The 21773-nt window shown below is 67.7% G+C and carries 26 protein-coding genes; 25 read left to right on the top strand and 1 reads right to left on the bottom strand.

Going from position 1 to position 21773, the window contains the following annotated elements:
* The first annotated feature begins 73 nt into the window (after positions 1–73).
* The 13 genes from IE187_RS10160 to ftsH all read left to right on the top strand — a co-directional run bounded on the left by IE187_RS10160 (position 74) and on the right by ftsH (position 12198).
* Complete coding sequence (locus IE187_RS10160) at positions 74–367, top strand: DUF1244 domain-containing protein (protein ID WP_189676125.1); 294 nt, start codon at positions 74–76, stop codon at positions 365–367.
* A 63-nt stretch (positions 368–430) separates the two neighbouring features.
* Positions 431–670 (top strand): DUF2312 domain-containing protein, encoded by a 240-nt coding sequence (locus IE187_RS10155; protein WP_010185731.1) that lies wholly within the window; start codon positions 431–433, stop codon positions 668–670.
* A 112-nt stretch (positions 671–782) separates the two neighbouring features.
* On the top strand, positions 783–1526 hold the full coding sequence (locus IE187_RS10150) for a YebC/PmpR family DNA-binding transcriptional regulator (protein WP_133190776.1): 744 nt from the start codon (positions 783–785) through the stop codon (positions 1524–1526).
* Between the two features lie 316 nt (positions 1527–1842).
* Positions 1843–2328, top strand: coding sequence for a crossover junction endodeoxyribonuclease RuvC (gene ruvC, locus IE187_RS10145; RefSeq protein ID WP_189676124.1), 486 nt, complete (start codon positions 1843–1845; stop codon positions 2326–2328).
* A gap of 42 nt (positions 2329–2370) precedes the next feature.
* A complete protein-coding gene (gene ruvA, locus IE187_RS10140; RefSeq protein WP_189676123.1) occupies positions 2371–2964 on the top strand; it encodes a Holliday junction branch migration protein RuvA in 594 nt (197 codons plus the stop codon).
* On the top strand, positions 2964–3191 hold the full coding sequence (locus IE187_RS10135; RefSeq protein ID WP_229839345.1) for a type II toxin-antitoxin system HicB family antitoxin: 228 nt from the start codon (positions 2964–2966) through the stop codon (positions 3189–3191). The genes ruvA and IE187_RS10135 overlap by 1 nt, the downstream gene beginning before the upstream one ends.
* Complete coding sequence (locus IE187_RS21715) at positions 3184–3402, top strand: type II toxin-antitoxin system HicA family toxin (RefSeq protein ID WP_189676121.1); 219 nt, start codon at positions 3184–3186, stop codon at positions 3400–3402. Before IE187_RS10135 ends, IE187_RS21715 begins: the two co-directional genes overlap by 8 nt.
* Positions 3399–4421, top strand: coding sequence for a Holliday junction branch migration DNA helicase RuvB (ruvB, locus tag IE187_RS10125; protein ID WP_189676258.1), 1023 nt, complete (start codon positions 3399–3401; stop codon positions 4419–4421). Before IE187_RS21715 ends, ruvB begins: the two co-directional genes overlap by 4 nt.
* A gap of 176 nt (positions 4422–4597) precedes the next feature.
* Positions 4598–6865: a phosphoenolpyruvate--protein phosphotransferase gene (gene ptsP, locus IE187_RS10120; RefSeq protein WP_189676120.1), complete on the top strand. Its 2268-nt coding sequence runs from the start codon at positions 4598–4600 to the stop codon at positions 6863–6865.
* A 107-nt stretch (positions 6866–6972) separates the two neighbouring features.
* Entirely contained in the window at positions 6973–7944 is a 972-nt protein-coding gene (locus IE187_RS10115) for a helix-turn-helix domain-containing protein (RefSeq protein ID WP_189676119.1), read from the top strand.
* Positions 7945–8008: 64 nt separating this feature from the next.
* Positions 8009–9028: a tetratricopeptide repeat protein gene (locus tag IE187_RS10110; protein ID WP_189676118.1), complete on the top strand. Its 1020-nt coding sequence runs from the start codon at positions 8009–8011 to the stop codon at positions 9026–9028.
* 1 nt (position 9029) lies between these two features.
* Positions 9030–10139, top strand: a complete 1110-nt coding sequence (tilS, locus tag IE187_RS10105; protein ID WP_189676117.1) for a tRNA lysidine(34) synthetase TilS — start codon at positions 9030–9032, stop codon at positions 10137–10139.
* Positions 10140–10230: 91 nt separating this feature from the next.
* Positions 10231–12198: an ATP-dependent zinc metalloprotease FtsH gene (gene ftsH, locus IE187_RS10100; protein ID WP_189676116.1), complete on the top strand. Its 1968-nt coding sequence runs from the start codon at positions 10231–10233 to the stop codon at positions 12196–12198.
* A gap of 336 nt (positions 12199–12534) precedes the next feature.
* Here ftsH and IE187_RS10095 read toward each other — a convergent pair whose 3' ends face one another.
* A complete protein-coding gene (locus IE187_RS10095; RefSeq protein WP_189676115.1) occupies positions 12535–13599 on the bottom strand; it encodes a DUF3667 domain-containing protein in 1065 nt (354 codons plus the stop codon).
* A gap of 77 nt (positions 13600–13676) precedes the next feature.
* Here IE187_RS10095 and IE187_RS10090 point away from each other — a divergent pair, with 77 nt between their 5' ends.
* From IE187_RS10090 to IE187_RS10035, 12 genes are all read left to right on the top strand, one after another.
* Entirely contained in the window at positions 13677–14945 is a 1269-nt protein-coding gene (locus IE187_RS10090; RefSeq protein WP_189676114.1) for a glutamate-5-semialdehyde dehydrogenase, read from the top strand.
* A 31-nt stretch (positions 14946–14976) separates the two neighbouring features.
* Entirely contained in the window at positions 14977–15243 is a 267-nt protein-coding gene (locus IE187_RS10085; protein WP_189676113.1) for a CopG family transcriptional regulator, read from the top strand.
* Positions 15240–15524, top strand: coding sequence for a type II toxin-antitoxin system RelE/ParE family toxin (locus IE187_RS10080; protein WP_189676112.1), 285 nt, complete (start codon positions 15240–15242; stop codon positions 15522–15524). Before IE187_RS10085 ends, IE187_RS10080 begins: the two co-directional genes overlap by 4 nt.
* Complete coding sequence (locus tag IE187_RS10075) at positions 15521–16138, top strand: nicotinate-nucleotide adenylyltransferase (protein WP_189676257.1); 618 nt, start codon at positions 15521–15523, stop codon at positions 16136–16138. The genes IE187_RS10080 and IE187_RS10075 overlap by 4 nt, the downstream gene beginning before the upstream one ends.
* Positions 16139–16146: 8 nt before the next feature.
* A complete protein-coding gene (gene rsfS, locus IE187_RS10070) occupies positions 16147–16548 on the top strand; it encodes a ribosome silencing factor (protein WP_133190748.1) in 402 nt (133 codons plus the stop codon).
* Positions 16549–16710: 162 nt separating this feature from the next.
* A complete protein-coding gene (locus IE187_RS10065) occupies positions 16711–17133 on the top strand; it encodes a 23S rRNA (pseudouridine(1915)-N(3))-methyltransferase RlmH (protein ID WP_189676111.1) in 423 nt (140 codons plus the stop codon).
* Positions 17134–17137: 4 nt separating this feature from the next.
* The gene (locus tag IE187_RS10060; protein WP_189676110.1) at positions 17138–18322 is read left to right on the top strand and encodes a murein hydrolase activator EnvC family protein; all 1185 of its coding nucleotides are present in this window, start codon (positions 17138–17140) and stop codon (positions 18320–18322) included.
* Positions 18323–18453: 131 nt separating this feature from the next.
* Positions 18454–19791: a S41 family peptidase gene (locus tag IE187_RS10055; RefSeq protein ID WP_189676109.1), complete on the top strand. Its 1338-nt coding sequence runs from the start codon at positions 18454–18456 to the stop codon at positions 19789–19791.
* Positions 19791–20264: a disulfide bond formation protein B gene (locus IE187_RS10050; RefSeq protein WP_133190740.1), complete on the top strand. Its 474-nt coding sequence runs from the start codon at positions 19791–19793 to the stop codon at positions 20262–20264. Before IE187_RS10055 ends, IE187_RS10050 begins: the two co-directional genes overlap by 1 nt.
* Positions 20261–20797: a demethoxyubiquinone hydroxylase family protein gene (locus IE187_RS10045; protein ID WP_189676108.1), complete on the top strand. Its 537-nt coding sequence runs from the start codon at positions 20261–20263 to the stop codon at positions 20795–20797. Before IE187_RS10050 ends, IE187_RS10045 begins: the two co-directional genes overlap by 4 nt.
* Positions 20798–20812: 15 nt before the next feature.
* Positions 20813–21241: a hypothetical protein gene (locus IE187_RS10040; protein WP_133190736.1), complete on the top strand. Its 429-nt coding sequence runs from the start codon at positions 20813–20815 to the stop codon at positions 21239–21241.
* 14 nt (positions 21242–21255) lie between these two features.
* Positions 21256–21771 carry a DUF2306 domain-containing protein gene (locus IE187_RS10035; protein WP_133190734.1) on the top strand — a complete coding sequence of 172 codons (516 nt, stop codon included), beginning with the start codon at positions 21256–21258 and terminating at the stop codon, positions 21769–21771.
* Positions 21772–21773: the final 2 nt, after the last annotated feature.

Genomic DNA, 21773 nt, shown 5'->3' with positions numbered 1-21773 from the left:
TCCTTGCCGTGGGGAGGCTGTACGGCTGCTGCTCTACCTCCTATCTCGCCACGATCAACCGTGGAGCGAAACGATGCGCGATTTGGATGGACTGGATGATGCCGTAGCGGCGGCGGCGTTTCGGCGGCTGGTGCGCCATCTGCGCCACCGCAGCGACGCCGAGAATATCGACTTGATGGGGCTGGCCGGTTTCTGCCGCAACTGCCTGTCGGACTGGGTCGAAGAGGCAGACGGCAGCATGACCAAGGACGAGGCACGCGCGATCGTCTACGGCATGCCGTACGCGCAGTGGAAAGCCGAGCATCAGGGCGATGCGACGCCCGAGCAGCTCGAGCGGATGCGCCAGAGTGTTTCGAAGAATGCGTGACGGCGGCGCTGCGCTGGCCTAAAGCGCGCGCCTTTCACTGATTCAAACCCCGGGGGATTTACCGTGAGCGACATTATCGCCGCCGACCAGCTACGCCTTCTCATCGAGCGCATCGAGCGCCTCGAGGAAGAAAAGAAGGGCATCGCCGACGACATCAAGGACGTGTACGGCGAGGCCAAGTCGACCGGCTTCGACGTCAAGACGATCCGCTCGATCGTGCGGCTGCGCAAGATGGAGAAGCATCACCGCGAGGAAGCCGAGGCGCTGCTCGAGACCTACAAGCAAGCGCTCGGGCTCGACTAAGCCGACCCGTCATGCTGAACTCGTTTCAGCATCCATGCGATCGGCCGAGCGTCGCACATGGACCCCGGCTCCCACGTCCGGGGTGACGACACTGTAGTTTGAGAGAGATCCAATGGCAGGCCATTCCAAATATAAGAACATCATGTACCGCAAGGGCGCGCAGGATAAGAAGCGCTCGGGCATGTTCTCGAAGCTCAGCCGCGAAATCACCGTCGCGGCGAAGATGGGCCTGCCCGATCCCGACATGAACCCGCGGCTGCGCATGGCGATCAACGCCGCCAAGGCGCAGTCGATGCCCAAGGACAATATCCAGCGCGCGGTCGACAAGGCGTCGAAGGGCGACACCGAGAATTACGAGGAAATCCGCTATGAGGGCTTCGGCCCCGGCGGTGTCTCGCTGATCATCGAAGCGCTGACCGACAACCGCAACCGCACCGCGACCAACGTTCGCACCGGCATGGCGAAGAATGGCGGCAACATGGGCGCTTCGGGCTCGGTAAGCCATGCGTTCGACCGGATGGGGCTGATTTCCTATCCGGCGTCGGCGGGCGATGCCGAAAAGGTGTTCGAGGCCGCGCTCGAAGCCGGCGCCGAGGACGTCCAGTCGAGCGAGGACGGCCATGAGATCTGGACCTCGAACGATTCGCTCCACGAAGTCGTGACGGCGCTGACACCGGTGCTCGGCGAGCCAGAAGGCGCCAAGCTCGCCTGGCGGCCGCAGACGATGGTCGAAGTCGGCGAGGACGATGCGGCGACGCTGTTCAAGCTGATCGACACGCTCGACGATGACGACGACGTGCAGACCGTGTGGGGCAATTACGAAGTGTCCGACGCGATCCTCGAGAAGCTTGGGTGATCTTGGTTTCACGCGAAGGCGCGAAGGCACGAAGAGAAGAAGGTTCGTTCGCGCGGAGGCGCGGAGGCGCGGAGGTGGTGCGCTCTGGATCGGGCACTATCCCCCGCGCGTCATGCCGGGCCCGTCCCGGCATCCACCGTGCCGCATTAGCGGTACTTGTTGCTCTCGGACCCCGGTGGACCCCGGGACGAGCCCGGGGTGACGAAAGCGGCGTAGCCACCCCGCAACCTTCTTCTCCGCGCCTCCGCGCCTCCGCGCGAACAAACCCCTTCTTCGCGCCTTCGCGCCTTGGCGTGAATCCCGTTCGCGCAGCGCAATGCTGATCCTCGGCCTCGACCCGGGCCTAGGCACCACCGGCTGGGGGCTGATCCGCGCCGAGGGTAACCGGCTCAGCCATGTCGCCAACGGCAAGCTCAAGACCGACACCGCCGCCCCGCTCCCGCGCCGGCTCGCGCATCTCGACGCGATGCTCTCGGCGCTGATCATCGATCATGCGCCCGATGGGTGCGCGGTCGAGGAAGTGTTCGTCAATTCCAACCCGCAATCGACGCTCAAGCTCGGCCAGGCGCGTGGCGTCGTGCTGTGCGCGGGCGCGCGCGCGGGGCTCGACGTCGGCGAATATGCTGCGCGGCTCGTCAAGAAAGCCGTGGTCGGCACCGGCGGCGCGGAGAAGGCGCAGGTCCATGCAATGGTCTCGGTGCTGCTCCCCGGCGTCAAGATCGACGGCGCCGACGCCGCCGATGCGCTCGCGGTGGCGATCTGCCACGCGCATCATATCGCGAGCGCACGCCGCATCCCGTGATTTGGCGTTCCCGAAGCGCCCCGTTCCTGTTACGTACCGCGCATGATCGCCCATCTCAAAGGCCGCCTCGACGCGACGGGACTCGACCATGCCGTGATCGACGTCGGCGGCGTCGGCTATCTTGTCGGCGCGTCGAGCCGGACGCTCGCGAGCATCGGCCCGGTCGGCGAGGCGGTGATGCTCCACACGGAAATGCTGGTCGCCGAAGACTTCATCCGCCTCGTCGGCTTTTCGAGCGCGGCCGAGCGTGACTGGTTCCGCTTGCTCACCGGCGTGCAGGGGGTCGGCGCGCGCGTTGCTCTGGCGATTCTGTCGGCGCTCGAGCCGACCGACCTCGCGCGCGCGATCGCCGCCCAAGACAAGGCAATGGTCGCGCGTTCGAACGGCGTCGGGCCCAAGCTCGCCGAACGCATCGTGCGTGAATTGAAGGACAAGATCGGCGGGGTCGAACTCGGCCACGCCGCGTCGTCGGTCGCGCCGGTCGGGGCGGGCGCGGATGCCGTGTCGGCGATGCTCAACCTCGGCTTCCGTCCTGCCGAAGCCAGCGGTGCGGTGGCGGCGGCGGAGGAGGAATTGGGGGCGGGTGCGACGCTCGACGCCCTGGTACGGCTGGCGCTGCGCAAGGCGGCGAAGTAATGCAGAGCGAGGAGATGACGATGCACATGACCGCCGTCGTGACCGCCGCCGAAGAGGGCGGTTTCAACGCCTTCAATCCTGAAACCGGCACGGGCAGTCAAGGCGACACGCTCGAAGACGCGATCGCCAATTTGCGCGAGGCGGTCGAACTCTATCTCGAAGAGTTTCCGATGAAGGTCGGGGCGCCGCCGGTCGTGACGTCGTTCGAAATTCCCGTTCATGCCTAAGCGCCCCGTCGTCTCCGGGGCGCAAGCCATTCGCGCGCTGGAACGACTGGGATACGTCGCGGTGCGCCAGCGCGGCAGTCACGTGGTGCCGCGTCGCGCGGAGAAAGGCTGCATCGTGCCGCTGCACGGGAAGATTCGGGCCGGCACACTCGCCACCATCCTTCGTCGGGCCGACGTGCCCGCCGCTGACTTTTTCGGAGCCATTCGCTGACCGACGACCGCATCCTCGCGCCCACGCGCAAGTCCGAAGACATCGACGCCGCGCTGCGCCCCAAATCGCTCGACGATTTCGTCGGGCAGAAGGCTGCGCGCGAGAATCTGCGCGTGTTCATCGCCGCCGCCAAGGCACGCGGCGATGCGCTCGATCACGTGCTCTTCTTTGGCCCGCCCGGGCTCGGGAAGACCACGCTCGCGCAGATCGTCGCGCGCGAAATGGGCGTGGGCTTCCGCGCCACCTCGGGGCCGGTGATCGCCAAGTCGGGCGATCTTGCCGCCTTGCTCACCAATCTCGAGGATGGCGATGTCCTGTTCATCGACGAGATCCACCGGCTCCAGCCCGCGGTCGAGGAAGTGCTCTACCCCGCGATGGAGGACCGTGCGCTCGATCTGATGATCGGCGAGGGGCCGTCGGCGCGCTCGGTGCGGATCGACCTGCCGCGCTTCACGCTGATCGGCGCGACGACGCGGCAGGGGCTGCTCACTACCCCCTTGCGCGATCGCTTCGGCATCCCGGTGCGGCTGAGCTTCTACAGCATCGAGGAACTCGAAAAGGTCGTGTCGCGTGCCGCGCGGCTGCTTGAACTACCGCTGTCGCCCGATGGCGCGACCGAGGTCGCGCGGCGCTCGCGTGGGACGCCGCGGATCGCCGGGCGGTTGCTCCGCCGCGTGCGCGATTTCGCGCATGCCGCGGGGCATGACCTGGTCGATGCGAAGGCTGCCGATGCCGCGCTCAATCGGCTCGAGGTCGACCGGCTCGGGCTCGATGCGATGGACCGGCGCTATCTGATGATGATCGCCGACATCTATCGCGGCGGGCCTGTCGGGGTCGAGACGCTGGCGGCGGGGTTGAGCGAACCGCGCGACACGGTCGAGGAAGTGATCGAGCCGTATCTCATCCAGCTGGGCCTGATCGCGCGGACGGCGCGCGGGCGCTGCCTGAATGCGGGCGGGTGGAAGCATCTCGGGCTGACGCCGCCCGAGGGCGCGCAGGAGAGCCTGTTCGATAGCTGACCTAAAGCCCCTCCCTTTCAGGGGAGGGGTTGGGGTGGGGCCGTACCGGGCGCTGCCCTCTGCGAGGCACTTGCCCACCCCCGGCCCCTCCCCTGAAGGGGAGGGGAGGACCAGAGAAGCAAATCTTGTGCGGCGCACGATAGCCAAGCCCCGCACCAATCTGTTAGCCCATTCGTATGACTGCAGCCGCCTCCGCCCGCGAAATCCTCGTTCGTCTCCACGACGTGATGGCCTCGCGCACCGCGCCGCAGGCCAAGCTCAACGCCGTCGTCGCCATCGTCGGCGAAGGCATGGCGAGCGAAGTGTGCTCGATCTATTTGCTGCGCGAGGGCGTGCTCGAACTCTACGCCACGCGTGGTCTTGCGCAGGAAGCGGTCCACGTCACCAAATTGGCGCTTGGCGAGGGGCTAGTCGGCACGATCGCGCAGCAGGCCGAGATCCTCAACCTCGACGAAGCGTCGAGCCACCCCGACTTCGTCCAGAATCCCGAGACGGGCGAGGAGAAGTTTCGCAGCTTCGCCGGCGTCCCGATCATCCGGCGCGAGCGCGCGATCGGCGTGCTGTCGGTCCAGCATGTCGATCCGCGCCGCTATGACGAGGTCGAGATCGAGGCGTTGCAGACCGTTGCGATGGTGCTGTCCGAGCTGATCGCCAATGCCGAACTAGTCGATGCAAGTGGCGCCGCGACGATGCGCCCGCAATCGACCGCGCCGATGCGGATCATGGGATTGAAGCTCGTCGAGGGCATGGCGAGCGGTTACGCCGTGTTCCATCAGCCGCGCGTCCATGTCGAACATACCGTCGCCGAGGATACCGAGGCCGAGCGCCACCGCGTCTATGCCGCGTTCGACAAGATGCGCGCGCAGATCGAGCGGCTCGCCAGCCAGGCCGAGTTCGGCGGCGGCGGCGAGCATGAGGAGGTGCTCGAGACCTACAAGATGTTCGCCTATGACGAGGGCTGGGCGCGGCGGATCAACGAGGCGATCGATTCGGGGCTGACCGCCGAGGCCGCGATCGAGCGCGTCCAGCAGCGCACGCGGATGCGGATGCGCCAGATCGACGATCCGCTGCTCGCCGACCGGATGCACGATCTCGAGGATCTGTCGAACCGGCTGCTGCGCATCGTCTCGGGCCAGATGGGGACTGCGGCGCAGATGGGGCTGCGGCAGGACACGATCCTGATCGCGCGCAACTTGGGGCCCGCCGAGCTGCTCGAATATGACCGGCGGCGGCTGAAGGGCGTGCTGCTCGAGGAAGGGTCGCTCACCGCGCATGTCACGATCGTCGCGCGCGCGATGGGGGTGCCCGTGCTCGGCCGCGTTCGCGACGTGCGGCGGTTGATCGGCGAGGGCGATCTGCTGCTGCTCGACGTTACTGCCGGCAATGTCTTCGCGCGGCCGTCCTCCGCGATGGAGGAGGTTTTCGATACCGCGCTCAACCTGCGCCAGAAGCGCCGCGCGGTCTTCGCCGCGCTCAAGACCGAGGCGCCGGTGACCAAGGACGGGCATCGCCTGACGGTGATGGTCAATGCGGGCTTGCGCGATGACGTGGCGGCGCTCGACGTGACCGGCGCCGATGGGATCGGGCTGTTTCGAACCGAATTCCAGTTTCTCGTCTCGGCCACGCTGCCATCGCGCGAGCGCCAGCAGCGGCTCTACAAGGACGTGCTCGACGCCGCGGGCGACCGCCCGGTGATCTTCCGCACGGTCGATATCGGCGGCGACAAGGCGCTGCCGTATCTCAACAAGGACGATGCCGACGAGGAGAACCCGGCGATGGGGTGGCGCGCGATCCGGCTCGCGCTCGAGCGCGGCGGGTTGATGAAGGTCCAGGCGCGCGCGCTGCTCGAGGCGGCGGCGGGGCGGACGCTCAGCGTGATGTTCCCGATGGTCAGCGAGCCGTGGGAGTTCGACGAAGCGCGCGCGCTGTTCGAGGCGCAGCGCGAATGGTTGAGCGCACGCGGCAAGAAGATGCCGAGCGAGATCCGCTACGGCGCGATGCTCGAAGTCCCGGCGCTTGCCGAACAGCTCGATTTGCTGCTGCCCAACATTGCGTTCCTGTCGGTCGGCACCAACGACCTGACGCAGTTCCTGTTCGCGGCCGACCGCGCCAATCCCAAGCTGGCCGAACGCTATGACTGGCTGAGCGGCGCGATCCTGCGCTTCCTCGCAAAGCTCGTCGCGCCGACGCGCGCGGCGGGTGTGCAGCTCACCGTCTGCGGCGAGATGGGCGGGCGGCCGCTGGAGGCAATGGCGCTGATCGGGCTCGGGATCGAACGCCTGTCGATCACCCCGGCGGCGGTCGGGCCGATCAAGGCGATGGTGCGCTCGCTCGATCGCGCCGCGCTCACCGTGTTCATGGCCGATCTGCTCAAGACTCCGCCGCGCGACATGCGCGGGGCGCTGCTTGCATGGGCGGGCGAAAACGGTGTCGAACTGGCGTGATCGTACGGCGGGCGGCGTGACAAGGCGTTGACTTGTCCCGCCCCCTTTGTGAGACAGCCGCTGGGCAAGGGACATATCGGGCCGCACGCGCCTTGCCGGAGGAAGTGATGACCGAACCGATCCCGGCCGACGAGCCGAAGCTGTTTCCCAAGACCGCGGGGGACACGCTGCGCGAGGCGCGCGAGGCGCAAGGCCTGTCGCTTGCCGAAGTCGCCGCGCGGACGCGGATCCCGGTGCGCCAGCTCGAAGCGATCGAGGAGGGCAATTATGCGGCGCTTCCGTCGATCACCTATTCGGTCGGCTTCGCCAAGGCCTATGCCCGCGCGGTCGGCGTCGACGAGGTCGCGATCGCGCGCGAAGTCCGCGGCGCGAGCGACCAGCCGAGCGCCAAGCGCACCAATTACGAAGCGTACGAAATCGACGAGCCGTCGCGCGTTCCGCCGCGCGGCCTGGCGATCACCACCTTGCTGATCGCGGTCGTGGTGCTGATCGGCGCCGGGCTGTTCTACGGCACATCGCTGTTTCGCGGCGATGGCGAGCCCGCCAGCGCCCCGAGCACACAAAGCGCCAATACCATCGCGGCCGCCCCCACCGTAGCCCCGTCGCCAAGCGTGCCGACCGGTGCAGTCGTGCTGACCGCGTCCGACGAGGTGTGGCTCCGGATCTACGACACGGCCGGCAAGACGATCCATCTCGGCACGATGAAAGCGGGCGAGAGCTATACCATCCCCGCCGACGCGGTCGGCCCGATGATCAATGTCGGGCGCCCCGACAAGCTGCAGGTGACCGTCGGTGGCACCGCGGTCGCGCCGCTCGGCGACGGCAAGCGTGCGATTAAGGACGTACCGCTCGACGCCGCTGCGCTCACCGCGCGCGGCACCGCGCCCGCGGCTGCGGTGACGCCTTCGGCCGCTGCCGGACCGACGGCGCGGCGCGAGGAGACGCGCTCGACGCGGACACGCACCGCGGCATCGACTTCGGCGCCGTCGTCGTCGCTCCAGCCGCTCAACATCGCGGCGCCTGCCGCGGTGGCGCCCGAACCGGCCGCACCCGCCGCCGCTCCGACGCCCGCCCCTTAACGCTGGCGGCACAAGGCTAATGTCGGCTATGCTACTCGCTTCATCAGCACCGGGGGGTGTACGAATGCGTAACCATCTATTGACCGCTTTCCTGCTCGCCGGGAGCATGCTGAGCGCGCTGCCCGCGAATGCGCAGAGCAGCGGCGGCAACGGGCGCGCGATCGAGGGCCGGGTCGACCGGCTCGAAGGCGAGATGCGCGCGGTGCAGCGCAAGGTGTTCCCCGGCGGGAGTGGCGGGAGCGGTGGCCAGTATATCCAGCCCGACAATCGTCCGGCCGATCCCGACGCGATCCTCGGCGGATCGCCGACCAGCCCGGTCGCCGATTTGACCGCACGCGTCGATTCGCTCGAAAACCAGCTGCGCACCTTGACCGCGCAGACCGAGACCAACCAGCACCGCCTGCAAGGGCTCGACAGCCGCCTGAAGACGCTCGAGGCCAATGCCGCCGCGGCCGCTGCTGCGGCGACACCTGCGGCTGTGCCAGGGGATGACGGCGGCAGCTTCGACCGGCCCGTGCCCGCGCGCCCGACGGCGGATCGCACCCCCGATCGCGGGTTCGACCGATCCGTCACCCCGGCACGCCCCGCGCCGGCAAAGTCGACGGTGACCCCGCCGCCAGTGGTCAGCACCAAGGATCCGGCGCGCGCGCAGCAAGTCGCCGCGGTCGAGCGACCCGATTCGGGCGACGTCGCCGAGGACACCTATCTCTACGGCTATCGCCTGTGGGCGGCGCACCTCTATCCCGAGGCCGAGGCGCAGTTCACCACGGTCACGACCAAGTTCCCGACGCACAAGCGCGCGAGCTATGCGCAGAACCTGCTCGGCCGTTCGTATCTCGAGGATGGCCAGCCGTCGCGCGCGAGCCTCGCTTTCTACGACAATTACAAGAAATGGCCCGATGGTGACCGCGCGCCCGAAAGCCTCTATTTCCTCGCCCAGGCGCTGGTGAAGCTCGACAAGCCCGCCGCGCAAGTGTGCAAGGTCTATACCGAGCTCCAGCGCAGCTATGGCGCGAAGGTCGATGCCGATGCGCGGATGAAGGCGGGCGTCGCCAAGGGTCGTGCCGCTTCCAACTGCTCGTGAGATGAGTACGCCCGACCGCGTGCCGGTGGAGCCGGCACTGGTCGCGCGGTTCCGGCAGGATTTCGAACGGGCGCGCCCGCTGGGCTCGACTGAACGCCTCGCGCTCGCGGTATCGGGCGGGCCCGACAGCATGGCGCTGCTCGCGCTCGCCGCCGCCGCTTTTCCCGGACAGATCATCGCCGCGACGGTCGATCACCGGCTGCGCGTTGCCGCCGCCGACGAGGCGCGGATGGTCGCCGAGTGGTGCGCCGCGCAGGGCATCGCGCATGCGACACTGGTGGTCGACGACGCGATCGGCTCGCGCGCGGTCCAGGGTCGCGCACGCGACCGGCGCTATGCGCTGCTGCGCGACTGGGCGGTCGCGACGGGGGCGACGTGCCTCGCCACCGCACATCATGCCGACGATCAGGCCGAAACCTTCCTGATGCGCGCGGCGCGCGGGGCGGGGGTCGCCGGGCTCGGCGGTATTCGCGCGCACCAGCAGCTCGGCGCGATCGCGCTGATCCGGCCGTTGCTCGGCTGGCGGGTTGCCGAGCTGCGCTCGCTTGCTGTGACGCACGCACTGCCCTTCGTCGATGACCCGAGCAACGCCGATCCGCATTACGAGCGCACCCGCTTTCGCGCATTGCTCCGCGACACGCCGTGGCTCGACCCGTTGCAGATCGCGCGCGCCGCGGCGCACGCGGCCGAAGCCGATGCCACGATACGGGGGATGGAAGACTGGCTATGGCAGACCCGCCGCAGCCCCACCCCCAACCGTCACCCCGGCCTCGTGCCGGGGACCACCGCCGTCCACGAGCAACATCCGCAGGACGTGCGGCACGGTGGATGCCGCGACGCGCCCGGTGTGACGGGGGAGGGGGGCGTCGTCATCGACCTCGACGTCGCGGACCTACCCCGCGAGTTGAAACGCCGCCTCGCCCGCCGCGCGATCCACGCCGTCCGCGCGGCGCACGCGCTCACCACGCCAGCCTTCACCGACTCGGCCAATATCGAACCGCTGCTCGACGCGCTCGAAGCCGGCAAAACCGCGACCCATGCGGGAATCCTGGTCGCGGTGCGCGACACCATCTGGAATTTTGCGCCACAACCGCCGCGTCACTCACACTGATCGACGATTTGATCGACGATTGCGGGGGCCGTTGCATTGCCATTAATCGCGCTGTGCTTATCTTATGGGTCACGAAAGGTATCCCGTGCCCATGAACGACAATGACAAGCAGCCCGGCGGCGACTCTGGCGGGCCCAACCCCTGGATGAAATCGCTGCTGATCTGGGTCGGCATCCTCGTCGCGCTGGCGTTGTTCGTGACGCTGATCGACAATCGTTCGGTCGGCCCCAACGTCAACGGGATCGCCTATTCGCAGTTCCTCGACCGTGTCCAGAACGGGCAGGTCAAGGATGTCAACATCGCCGGCGAAGTCGTCACCGGCACGATGAGCGACAACACAAAGTTCCGCACCTATGCGCCGCAGGACCCGCGCCTGACCGATCGTTTGCGCGAGAAGAACGTGACGATCACCGCCAAGCCTGAAGAAGGCGCGCCGATCTGGCAGGTCCTGCTCGTTAATTCGCTACCCTTCTTCCTGTTCCTCGGCCTCGGCTATTTCGTGATGCGCCAGATGCAGAAGAACTCGGGCTCGGGCGCGATGGGCTTCGGCAAGAGCCGCGCGAAGATGCTGACGCAGAAGGAAGGCCGCGTGACCTTCAACGACGTCGCGGGCATCGACGAGGCACGCGAAGAGCTGCAGGAAATCGTCGAGTTCCTCAAGGACCCGACCAAGTTCGCCCGCCTCGGCGGCAAGATTCCCAAGGGCGCGTTGCTCGTCGGCTCGCCCGGCACCGGCAAGACGCTGCTTGCGCGCGCGATCGCGGGTGAGGCTGGCGTTCCGTTCTTCACGATTTCGGGGTCGGACTTCGTCGAAATGTTCGTCGGCGTCGGCGCGAGCCGTGTGCGCGACATGTTTGCCGAAGCCAAGAAGTCGGCGCCGTGCATCGTCTTCATCGACGAAATCGACGCGGTCGGCCGTCACCGTGGTGCGGGCCTCGGCAACGGCAATGACGAGCGCGAGCAGACGCTCAACCAGCTGCTGGTCGAGATGGACGGCTTCGAGGCGTCCGAGGGCATCATCATCGTCGCGGCGACGAACCGCCCCGACGTGCTCGATCCCGCACTGCTCCGTCCGGGTCGCTTCGATCGCCGCGTCACGGTGCCGCTGCCCGATATCGAGGGCCGCGTGAAGATTCTCGAAGTGCACATGAAGAAGGTGCCGCTCGCGCCCGACGTCGATGCGCGCACGCTCGCACGCGGCACGCCGGGCATGTCGGGCGCCGATCTCGCCAACCTCGTCAACGAGGCGGCGCTGATGGCGGCGCGGCTCGGCAAGCGGCTCGTCGCGATGGCGCAGTTCGAGACCGCCAAGGACCGCGTCATCATGGGCACCGAGTGGCGCTCGCTGGTGATGACCACCGACGAGAAGCGGATGACCGCCTATCACGAGGCGGGCCATGCTCTGGTTCGTATCCACACGCCCGCGTCGGACCCGATCCACAAGGCAACGATCATCCCGCGCGGTGGTGCGCTGGGCATGGTCGTGTCGATGCCCGAGCGTGACAATTACTCGTATCACCGCGACAAGATGTATGCCGATCTCGCGACCGTGATGGGCGGCCGCGTGGCGGAAGAGCTGATCTTCGGCTACGACAAGGTGTCGAGTGGGGCCTCGGGCGACATCAAGCAGGCGACCAAGCTCGCCCGCGCGATGGTGTCGCAATGGGGCATGTCGGACGCGCTCGGCCCGCTGCAATATGAAGAGCAGCAGGGCGAGACCTTCCTCGGCTACTCGCAAACGCAGCGCCAGAACATGTCGAACGAGACTGCGCTGATGATCGACAGCGAGATCCGCAAGCTGGTCGATGGCGGCCTGGCCCAGGCGCGCGAAATCCTGACCGAGCATATCGATCAGCTTCACCGGATCGCCGGTGCGCTGCTCGAATATGAGACGCTGACCGGCGACGAGATCAAGCGCCTCGCCTTCGACGGCGACATCGGCCGCGACGATGCCGATGCCAAGGTGTCGATCGTGCCCGGCGCGGGGACCTCGATTCCCAAGACGCGCCGGCCCAAGGGCGGCGGGCCGTTCGGTAATCCGGCGCCTGCCGGGGCGTAACGCCCGCGGGACTGGAACGGTAAAAAAGCCGCGTCCGACAAGTGTCGGGCGCGGCTTTTTCGTCTCTGCGCGGTGTGCGGACGCTTCTGCGCTGTTTTCCGCATCCGGTCGTCTTTGAGCGTGTCAAAGGACTATCGTTCTCGCTGCGACCGAGAGAATGGACGAGCTTCGACGCGTACAGCCCGACAGGGAATAGGCGGGTGCAACCGCAAAGCGGTCTCTCGCGCGCTCGGTTACAACGCTAAGACGCCGTTCACCCTGAGAAGCGGACCGACCGCGTAGGTAGTGCGATTTTACGGGTCCCTTAGCGAGGCACCGCAAGCCCGCCCGGCGCCGCTATTCCATGAACCCCATCGCCAGCAACAGGCAGGCGAAGGCAGTAAGCGCGATCCAGGCGAAGACGATCAGCGCGACCGTTCGCCACAGCGCCGAGCGTTTGCGCAGCGTGTAGGCACCCCGCAACTGTGCGAACATGTGCACCGGCGGCACGAACATCACGAGCAACCCGATCAGTCCACTGCCAACGCCGACCGCGCCGGCGGTGCTTAGCGAGGCGACCAGCATCATCATGAAGGCGAGTGAATAGGTCACGAAAATGGCGTGGTCGTAGAGTTTGTAGCGCCGCCGCCACAGGAAGAGCAGCGCGACGAACGGAGTCGAGATCGGGATCAGCGCCCAGCTGTATTTGTAGGCGCTCGACTGCAGCTTGTAGAGCGCCAGTCCGGGATTGGCCTTCACTTTGGCGATGCCCTTGTCGAGCGCGTGCCAGTCGGTGCGCAGCCCGGAAAGCGGGACGTCGCCGATCGTGGCGCCCGACCCGCCATCCATCACGCTACGCGCGACCTGCAGGCTGCGCAGATCTTCCTGCACCTTCGCGATCTTGGCGTCGGCATTGGCGCGGCGCGGGGCGGCCTGCAGCCGGGCGAGCTTGGCCTGTCCCTTGGCGATGTCGGCGTCGATGTTCTGCAATGAGGTTTCACGCGCGGCGGGGGGCAAGTCGGTGCCGAGCTCGCCGCCAAAGGCGTGGATCGTCGCGAACATCAGGAACACCGCGAACAGGAACAGCGCCAGCGGCGACACGAAGCGCGCGCGTTCGCCCGCGATGTAGCGCCGCGTCAGCGCGCCGGGCTGGAACACCAGCATCGGCATGGTGCGCCAGATCTTGCCTTCGAAATGGAAGACGCCGTGAAGCAGATCATGCCCGATCGAGTGGAGCGAGCGGTGGACATGCCCGCTTTGCCCGCAGGCGTGGCAGAACTCGCCGTGCAACGCGGTTCCGCAATTGAGGCACAGTCCGTGCGCGAGCGGTCTGTGCGCGGTTTCGCCTGCAGGCGGCTCGACCGCACGCGCGACAAAGAGTCCCGTGGCGATATCGCCCGCTGTATCGATTCCCCCCGACATTGCGGCAGCATAGCAGTGGCTTTGGCGAATGCGATAGCTTTTGCCGCAAGGGGCGCGGTCGTGATACCGCGAGCGTCATGACCGACGCCACGACCCTGCTCGCCACCATGACCGATCGCGCCCGCGGCGCTGCCCGCACGCTCGCGACGCTGCCGACTGCGGTGAAGGCGCGCGGACTGCTGGCGGCGGCGCAGGCGTTGCGCGATGCCGCGCCGGCAATCCTGGAGGCGAATGCCAGCGACATGGCGAAGGCGACCGCCGCCGGCTTGTCGGGCGCGATGCTCGACCGGCTCAAGCTCGACACCGCGCGCGTCGCGAGCATGGCCGACGGTGTCGCCGCGGTCGCAGCACTCGCCGATCCGGTCGGCGCGGTGATCGACGAGAGCGTGCGTCCCAACGGGCTGCGCTTGCGCCGCGTCCGTGTGCCGATCGGCGTGATCGGGATCATCTATGAAAGCCGCCCCAACGTTACCGCGGATGCCGCCGCACTCGCCGTCATGGCGGGCAATGCCGTCATCCTGCGCGGCGGTTCGGAGGCGATCGAGAGCAACCGTGCGATCCAGACCGCGCTCGTCGCGGGACTGGTGGCCGAGGGTATTCCTGCCGATGCTGCGCAACTCGTGCCGACCACCGATCGCGCTGCGGTCGGGGCGATGCTGACGGCGGACGGGTCGTCGGGCGCCGCCGCGATCGATCTGATCGTCCCGCGCGGCGGCAAGGGGCTCGTCGCGCGCGTCCAGGCCGAGGCGCGCGTCCCCGTGCTCGCGCATCTCGACGGGATCAACCATATCTATGTCGACGGCTCGGCCGATCCGGCGATGGCGAAGGCGATCGTCGTCGACGCCAAGATGCGGCGTACCGGCGTGTGCGGCGCGATGGAGACGCTGCTGATCGACCGCGCCTATCCCGATCCGGCGGGCCTCGTCGCGGCGCTTTCGGCGGCCGGCTGCGAAGTGCGCGGCGGGCCTGGCCTGCGCGCGCTGGTGCCGGGCCTCACCCCCACGACCGACGCCGATTGGGATACCGAATATCTCGACGCGATCGCGTCCGCCGGGCTGGTCGACGGCATCGATGGCGCGCTGCGCTTCATCGCGGCGCACAGCTCGCACCACACCGACGCGATCGTCACCGCCGACGAGGCCGTGGCGACCCGCTTCCTCGCCGAGGTCGACAGTGCGATCGTGCTGTGGAACGCCTCGACTCAGTTCGCCGATGGTGGCGAGTTCGGCCTCGGTGCCGAGATCGGCATCGCGACGGGGCGCCTCCACGCCCGCGGCCCCGTCGCGCTCGAAGGGCTGACGACGTACAAATGGGTGGGTTACGGCAGCGGGCAGGTGCGGGGTTGATGGCGGTCGGGCTCCGGTGTAATTTGCCGCGATGAACCATCCTGCGCCTTTTTCGCGATCGGTCACGATCGACCTGGACGATGAGACGGCTGCGCGGGTCGCCAAAGCAGCGGCTGCGCAAGGGATAACCGGAGCCGCATTTGCGGCCGAAGCCATCCGGCGAGTCGTTGAGAGCGAAGACGATCTTCTCGCCTTCGTCCAAGTCGGGATTGATGCGGCCGATCGTGGTGCCCTGACCCCGCAAGCTACCGTCTTCGAAAACCTGCGCCGCCGGAGGCAGCAGCGCGCCGTCGCATGAGGACCGTCGAATGGAGCGACCCCGCGATCGCCGATCTCGAGGAGATTGACGATTATTGGTCGGCATATTCTCCCGACGCCGCCGAGCGGATTGCAGCCCTGATTCAGGAGGCAGCCGAATTTGTCGCGGCCACCCCGGCAGCAGGGCCGGCGATTCCCGAGGTCGACGCTCGAAAATGGCGCGTCGCGCCCACCGACTATCTCCTTCTGTATCGGGTAAGCGACACGCACATCGAGGTGCTGCGTATCCGTCATGCGCGCGAAAATTGGATACGGACCTGACCCGCATCGGCATCCTCGGCGGCTCGTTCAATCCAGCGCATGCCGGCCACCGCGCGATCAGCCTTGCAGCACTCGATGCGCTGGGGCTTGACGAAGTGTGGTGGCTCGTCTCGCCCGGCAATCCGCTCAAGGAAAAGAGCGGTGACATGGCCCCCTTCGCCGCACGCTTTGCTTCCGCCGTGCGGATGGCGCGCCACGCGCCGATCCGCGTCAGCGCGATCGAGCACAAGCTCGGCACGCGCTACACCGTCGATACCGTCACCAAACTCCGCCGCGCTTTCCCCAAAAAGCGCTTCATCTGGCTGATGGGATCGGACAATCTCGCGCAGTTCGACCAGTGGAAAGGGTGGCGCCGGATCGCCCGCGAGGTTCCGATTGCGGTAATCGCGCGTCCGGGGTATGAACGTGCTGCTCTCGCGGCTCCCGCGATGGGTTGGTTGCGGCGCGCACGTCGGCCCGCACACCAGGCGAAGAACTGGACGCAGTGGAGATTGCCGGCACTCGTGCTGTTGCGCTTCCGCCCCGACCCGCGCTCCGCGACACAGCTTCGTGCTGCCGACCCCGCCTGGCAGCGGCATTTCCTGCCAGCCGTCCCGACCCCACCTTCTGCATAGGAATCATCTTGGCCTCATCTTCTCCCGTCTATCGCGCGTCCGAACCCGAAGAGGTCGACGCGCTGCTTCGGCTCGTGCTCGCGTCGCTCGACGACGATCAGGCCGTCGATGTCATCTCGATCCCGCTTGCGGGCAAATCGAGCATCGCCGATTACATGGTGATCGCGAGCGGCCGCTCGACGCGCCAGGTCGCGTCGATGGCGCAGAAGCTGTCCGAGAAGATCAAGGCCGAATACGGCCGGCCGTCGCGTATCGAGGGCCTGCCGACCGCCGATTGGGTGCTGCTCGATGCCGGCGACGTGATCGTCCATCTGTTCCGCCCCGAGGTCCGCACCTTCTACAATCTCGAGCGGATGTGGGCGTTCGGCGATGCGCCGACCCCGCCCGCCGCGCCGGTTATCGAGGACTGATCGCTGGATCTCCTGCTCCCCGGCGAAGGCCGGGGGCCAGGAGCGAGCGGTGCGGCGGAGTGCGCAGCGCCCGGCTATGGCGACCTTCGCGACTGGGCCCCGGCCTTCGCCGCGGAACGTGTAGCGGTACAGCGCTGAGCATCGCTCGCAACGGAGGCAAGCATGCTGCTCCACATCGTCGCGCGCGGGCGGATCGGGCGCAGTCCCGAGGCCGAACTGGTCGAGCGCTACGTCAAGCGGCTGTCCTGGCCGTACAAGCTGACCGAGCTGCCCGACACCGGCGGCAAGATGCCGGCGGTCGAGCACGGCTGCCGGATCGTCATGCTCGACGAGACGGGGCAGGTCCTGCCATCGCGCGATTTCGCGGCCACGCTCGAGAAATGGCGGGACTCCGCGGTGCGCGAGGCGCGTTTTCTGATCGGGGCGGCCGATGGCTTCGACGATGCGCAGCGCGCCTCGGCCGATCTGCTGCTGAGCTTCGGGCGGGCGACGTGGCCGCACTTGCTAGCCCGCGCGATGCTCGCCGAGCAATTGTACCGCGCGACGAGCATCCTTGCCAATCACCCCTACCACCGCGAAGGGTAGCGCGATGCGGGGGCGGGCTCTTATGATCGCGGGTGTCGCAGCGGCGATCGGCGCGAGCGTGGCCGTCGCGCAGGAACCCGTCGACCAGCGCACCCGGCTCGCCGAGGCCAAGGCGCAATCCGATGCCGCCGCGCGCCGCTCCGCCGCGCTCGAACGCCAGGCCGCCGCAGAGCGCGACCAGGCGCGCCAGGCGCAAGCGCAGGAAGCCGCGGTCGCCGCCCGCATCCAGCAGGCCGAGGCCGACATCGCCGCAGGGCAGGCGCGGCTCGCGATCGTCGATCGCTTGCTCGATGCCCAGCGCACCAAGCTTGCCGCCAAGCAAGTGCCCGTCGCGCGGCTGATGGGCGCCCTGCAATCGCTCGCGAGGCGGCCCGCGATCATCAGTTTAGTCCAGCCCGGATCGGTCGACGATCTCGTCCATGTACGTGCGGTGCTGGCGAACACGATGCCGGTGATCCGCGCGCGCACCGCCGACGTCCGCGCCGATCTTGCGCGCACCCGCCAGCTGCAGGCGGCAGGCGCGGTCGCGACCCGCGCGCTCGCCGAGAGCCGGTCGCGGCTCGAAGTCCAGCGGCTTGCGCTGACGCGACTCGAGGTGGCGCACCGGCTGCGCTCGCGCGCGTTCGGGCGCGATGCGCTGATCGAATCCGATCGCGCGATCGCGCTCGGCGAAAAGGCGCGCGACATCGTCGACTTGATGGACACGATCGGCAATCAGGCGGCGACGCGCGAGAGCCTTGCGACGCTGCCCGGACCGCTTGCGCGCCCGCCACGCCCGGGCGAGGTCGCCGCGCCGATCGACCGCGGCACCTGGTCGCACAGCGCACCGCCGTATCGCCTGCCGGTGGAGGGCAAGATCGTCACCGGGCTCGGCGAACTCTCGGACACCGGCGTCCATTCGCGCGGGCTGACGATCGCGCCGCTGGCAGGCGCGCAAGTCGTCGCCCCAGCGGCGGGGCGCGTCGCCTTTGCCGGGCCGTTCCGCGGCTATGGCACGATCGTCATCCTCGATCATGGCGGCGGTTGGACGACGCTCGTCTCAGGGCTCGGCAGCACCAGCGCGCGGATCGGCGAAACGATCGGCCAAGGCGCGCCGATCGGGCAGGCGGCGCGCGGCGAGGCGCCGACCGTGACGGTCGAGCTGCGCCGCCGCGATCGCGCGGTCGACATGACGCCGCTGCTCGGGTGAGGCGAAATCCGCGGCGGCAATCCCGCTCAGCTTCGGTTCAGCCCGGGCACGCCATCGATTGCCCCGCTTTGATCCCCGCGCAAACCTCGCTACGGTGCCTCCAAGACCTCTTGCTTGCCGAGTATTGACCGATGTCGCGTTTCACCACTTCGCTGCTCCAAGCTTCCGCGATCGCGGCGGTGCTGGCGATCGTGCCGATCGGTACGAGCGCAATGGCGGCGGTCGACAACGGCACCTATCGCGAGATGGCGGTGTTCCTCGACGTCTATAACCGCGTGAAGGCCGAATATGTCGACAAGGTCGACGACAAGGTGCTCGTCAAGGGCGCGATCGAGGGGATGCTCGCCGCGCTCGATCCGCACAGCGCGTACGAGACCGGGCTCGATTACGACAATCTCAAGATCCAGACGATGGGGAGCTATGGCGGGCTCGGCCTGACCGTCACGATGGAGGACGGCGCGGTCAAGGTGATGTCGCCGCAGCCCGATGCGCCGGGTGCGCGCGCCGGGATCAAGTCGGGGGACTACATCACGCATATCGACGGCAAATTGATCTTCGGCGACACGCTCGACGAATCGATCCAGAAGATGCGCGGCGTGCCCGGCAGCAAGGTTGCGCTGACGCTGCTGCGCCCGGGGCACGACAAGCCGATCGTCGTCTCGCTGATCCGCGAGAAGATCGTCCAGAAGCCCGTCAAATGGAGCGTCAAGGACGGCGTCGGGCTGATCACCATCACCGCCTTCTCCGAACATACCGGCGATGCCGTGACCGGCGCGATCCGCGGGATCGTCAAGCAGCTCGGACACGATCCGCTCGGCTATGTCATCGATCTGCGCGACAATGGCGGCGGTTTGCGCGACGAATCGATCGCGGTCGCCGACAATTTCCTGTCGTCGGGTGAGATCGTCTCGCAGCGCGGGCGCGACAAGGCCGATATCGAGCCGTTCTACGCCGAATCGTATGTGAAGGGCGATCTTGCGCACGGGCTGCCGGTGATCGTGTTGACCAATGCCGGCACTGCGTCCGCCTCCGAGATCGTCGCGGGTGCGCTGCAGGATCATCACCGCGCGCTGGTGATGGGCGAGCGCTCGTTCGGCAAGGGATCGGTCCAGACGGTGATCGACATGGGCGCCAACGCCGCGCTGCGGCTCACCACCTCGCGCTATTACACGCCGTCGGGCCGGTCGGTGCAGGAGGGCGGGATCGAACCCGATATCGCCGTGCCGCAGCTTTCCGACCCCGACTACAAGTCGCGCCCCGTGTTCCGCGAGGACGATCTGCGCCGCCATCTGATCAACGAGGCCAAGACCACCAACGCCGCGGTCGAGGAAGACGGCAAGCCCGATCCGCGCTTCGTGATGACGCCCGATCAGCTCAAGGCGAAGGGGATCGAGGATTTCCAGTTGACCTACGCGCTGAAGACGCTCGCGCGGCTGTCGAGCACGACGCAAGCGGTGGCGGCGCGGTAATGGCGCGCGACCGTTTCATCCTCGCCCGGTTGCTCGCGCTGCTGATTCCGCTCGCTCTGCTCGGCGGTGCGCTCGCCTTCCAATATATCGGCAAGCTCTACCCGTGCGAGATGTGCTGGTGGCAGCGCTACCCGCATATCGCCGCGCTGCCGCTCGCGTTGCTCGCCTTCGTCGTGCCGAGCCGTGCGCAGCGCGAGGTGTTCGTCAGCCTGGCGGCGGTCGCGATCCTCATCAGCGGCGTGATCGGCGCCTATCACGCAGGCGTCGAATATCATTGGTGGGCGGGTGTTACGGCCTGCACTTCGACCGTGTCGGGCGCGATCACGCTCGACAGCATCATGGCCGCGCCGATCATCCGCTGCGATGTCGCGCAATGGACGCTGTTCCATGTTTCGCTCGCCGGCTTCAACGCGCTCTTTTCGGTCGGCGGGGCGATCACCATCTTTGGCCTGATGCGAGGAGCAAAAGCATGAGCGGCTGGAAACCCGGCGACCCCAAGCGCGACACCGTCTCGATGGTGCGCGTCGACCAAGCGGGCGAATTCGGCGCGACGCGGATCTATGCAGGGCAGCTGGCGGTACTCGGCGACCGCAGCCCGGCGGCGCGTGCGATCGCGGGGATGGCCAATCAGGAAGAGCGCCATCGCGCCTTTTTCGATGCGATGATGGCGCGGCGCTCGGTACGGCCGACATTGCTCGCGCCGCTCTGGGATGTCGCCGGCTTCGCGCTCGGCGCGGTGACGGCGGCGCTCGGTCCCAACGCCGCAATGGCGTGCACCGCCGCGGTCGAGACCGAGATCGACAAGCATTATGAAGACCAGCTCGTCGCGCTTGGCGACAGCGATCCCGAACTGTCCGAGGCGATCCGCGATTTCCAGGCTGAGGAAGTCGAGCATCGCGAGACAGCGCTCGCTGCGGGTGCCGAAAACACGCCGGGCTATCCAGTGTTGAGCGGGCTGATCCGGCTCGGTTGCAAGGTCGCGATCGCGACCGCGAAACGTATCTGACGGGGAGACAGGATCATGCAGAACCTGATGACGAAGGGCGCGCTTGCCGCGCTCGTGCTCGCTGGCTTCGGCGCGGGTGGGCTCGCCTCTGCGCCTGCTGCGGCGCAGGGCGTGAGCAACCCGCCGCTGGTGATCTACGGCAAGCAGAAATGCCCGACCGATTCCGATGGGAATGAGATCGTCGTCTGCGTGCGGCGTGCGCCGGGCGAGCAGTTCCGCATTCCGAAGGAATTGCGCGAATTGAAGGTGACGCCCGAAAACGAAAGCTGGGCCGCCAAGGGCGCAGCCAACGATCGGGTCGGTGCGACGGGAATCGGCAGCTGCAGCAACGTCGGCGCCGGGGGCGGGATGGGCTGCTTCGCGCAGGCGGGGCGCAAGTACAAGCGCGAGAAGCAGGACGCCAAGGCCGACCAGCGCGCCGTCGACGCTGCGCTGGTTCCCTGACGCAGGCCGGGGGGATGGCGACGCCTGCGGGGGCAGGGCGGACGAATGCGAGCAAATCGCTACGCGCCGACCGCTATGAGACCGTGCTTGCCGGCGCGGCGGTGGTGCTGTTGGTCGCCATCCTCGTCGCGCTCGCCAAAGGCGCGGCGCATTGGGGAAGCGTGCCGCTCGTCGTATGGGGCCATCTCGCGACGGTTGTGATCGCGCTGGCGTTGACCCCCGTGATGCTGCTGCGTCCGCGCGGCGATGCCGCGCACCGGATGCTCGGCAAGGTGTGGGTCGTCGCGATGTTCCTGACCGCCGCCGAATCCTTCTTCGTCCGCCACGGCACGCCGCCGCGCTTCAGTTTCATCCATATCCTGTCGGCCTATGTCGTCCTCGCCGCGCCGCTCATCTGGTGGACCGCGCGGACGCACCGGATCGCGGCGCATCGCCGACAGGTCCGCGGGATGGTGACGGGCGCGCTGCTCATCGCGGGGTTCTTCACGCTGCCGCCGTTCCGGCTGCTCGGCCAATGGTTGACCGCCTGACT

Origin of the sequence: Sphingomonas glacialis, assembly GCF_014653575.1 — a bacterium.
Taxonomy (GTDB): Bacteria; Pseudomonadota; Alphaproteobacteria; order Sphingomonadales; family Sphingomonadaceae; genus Sphingomonas; species Sphingomonas glacialis.
This window is presented reverse-complemented; position numbering and strand designations above follow the sequence as displayed.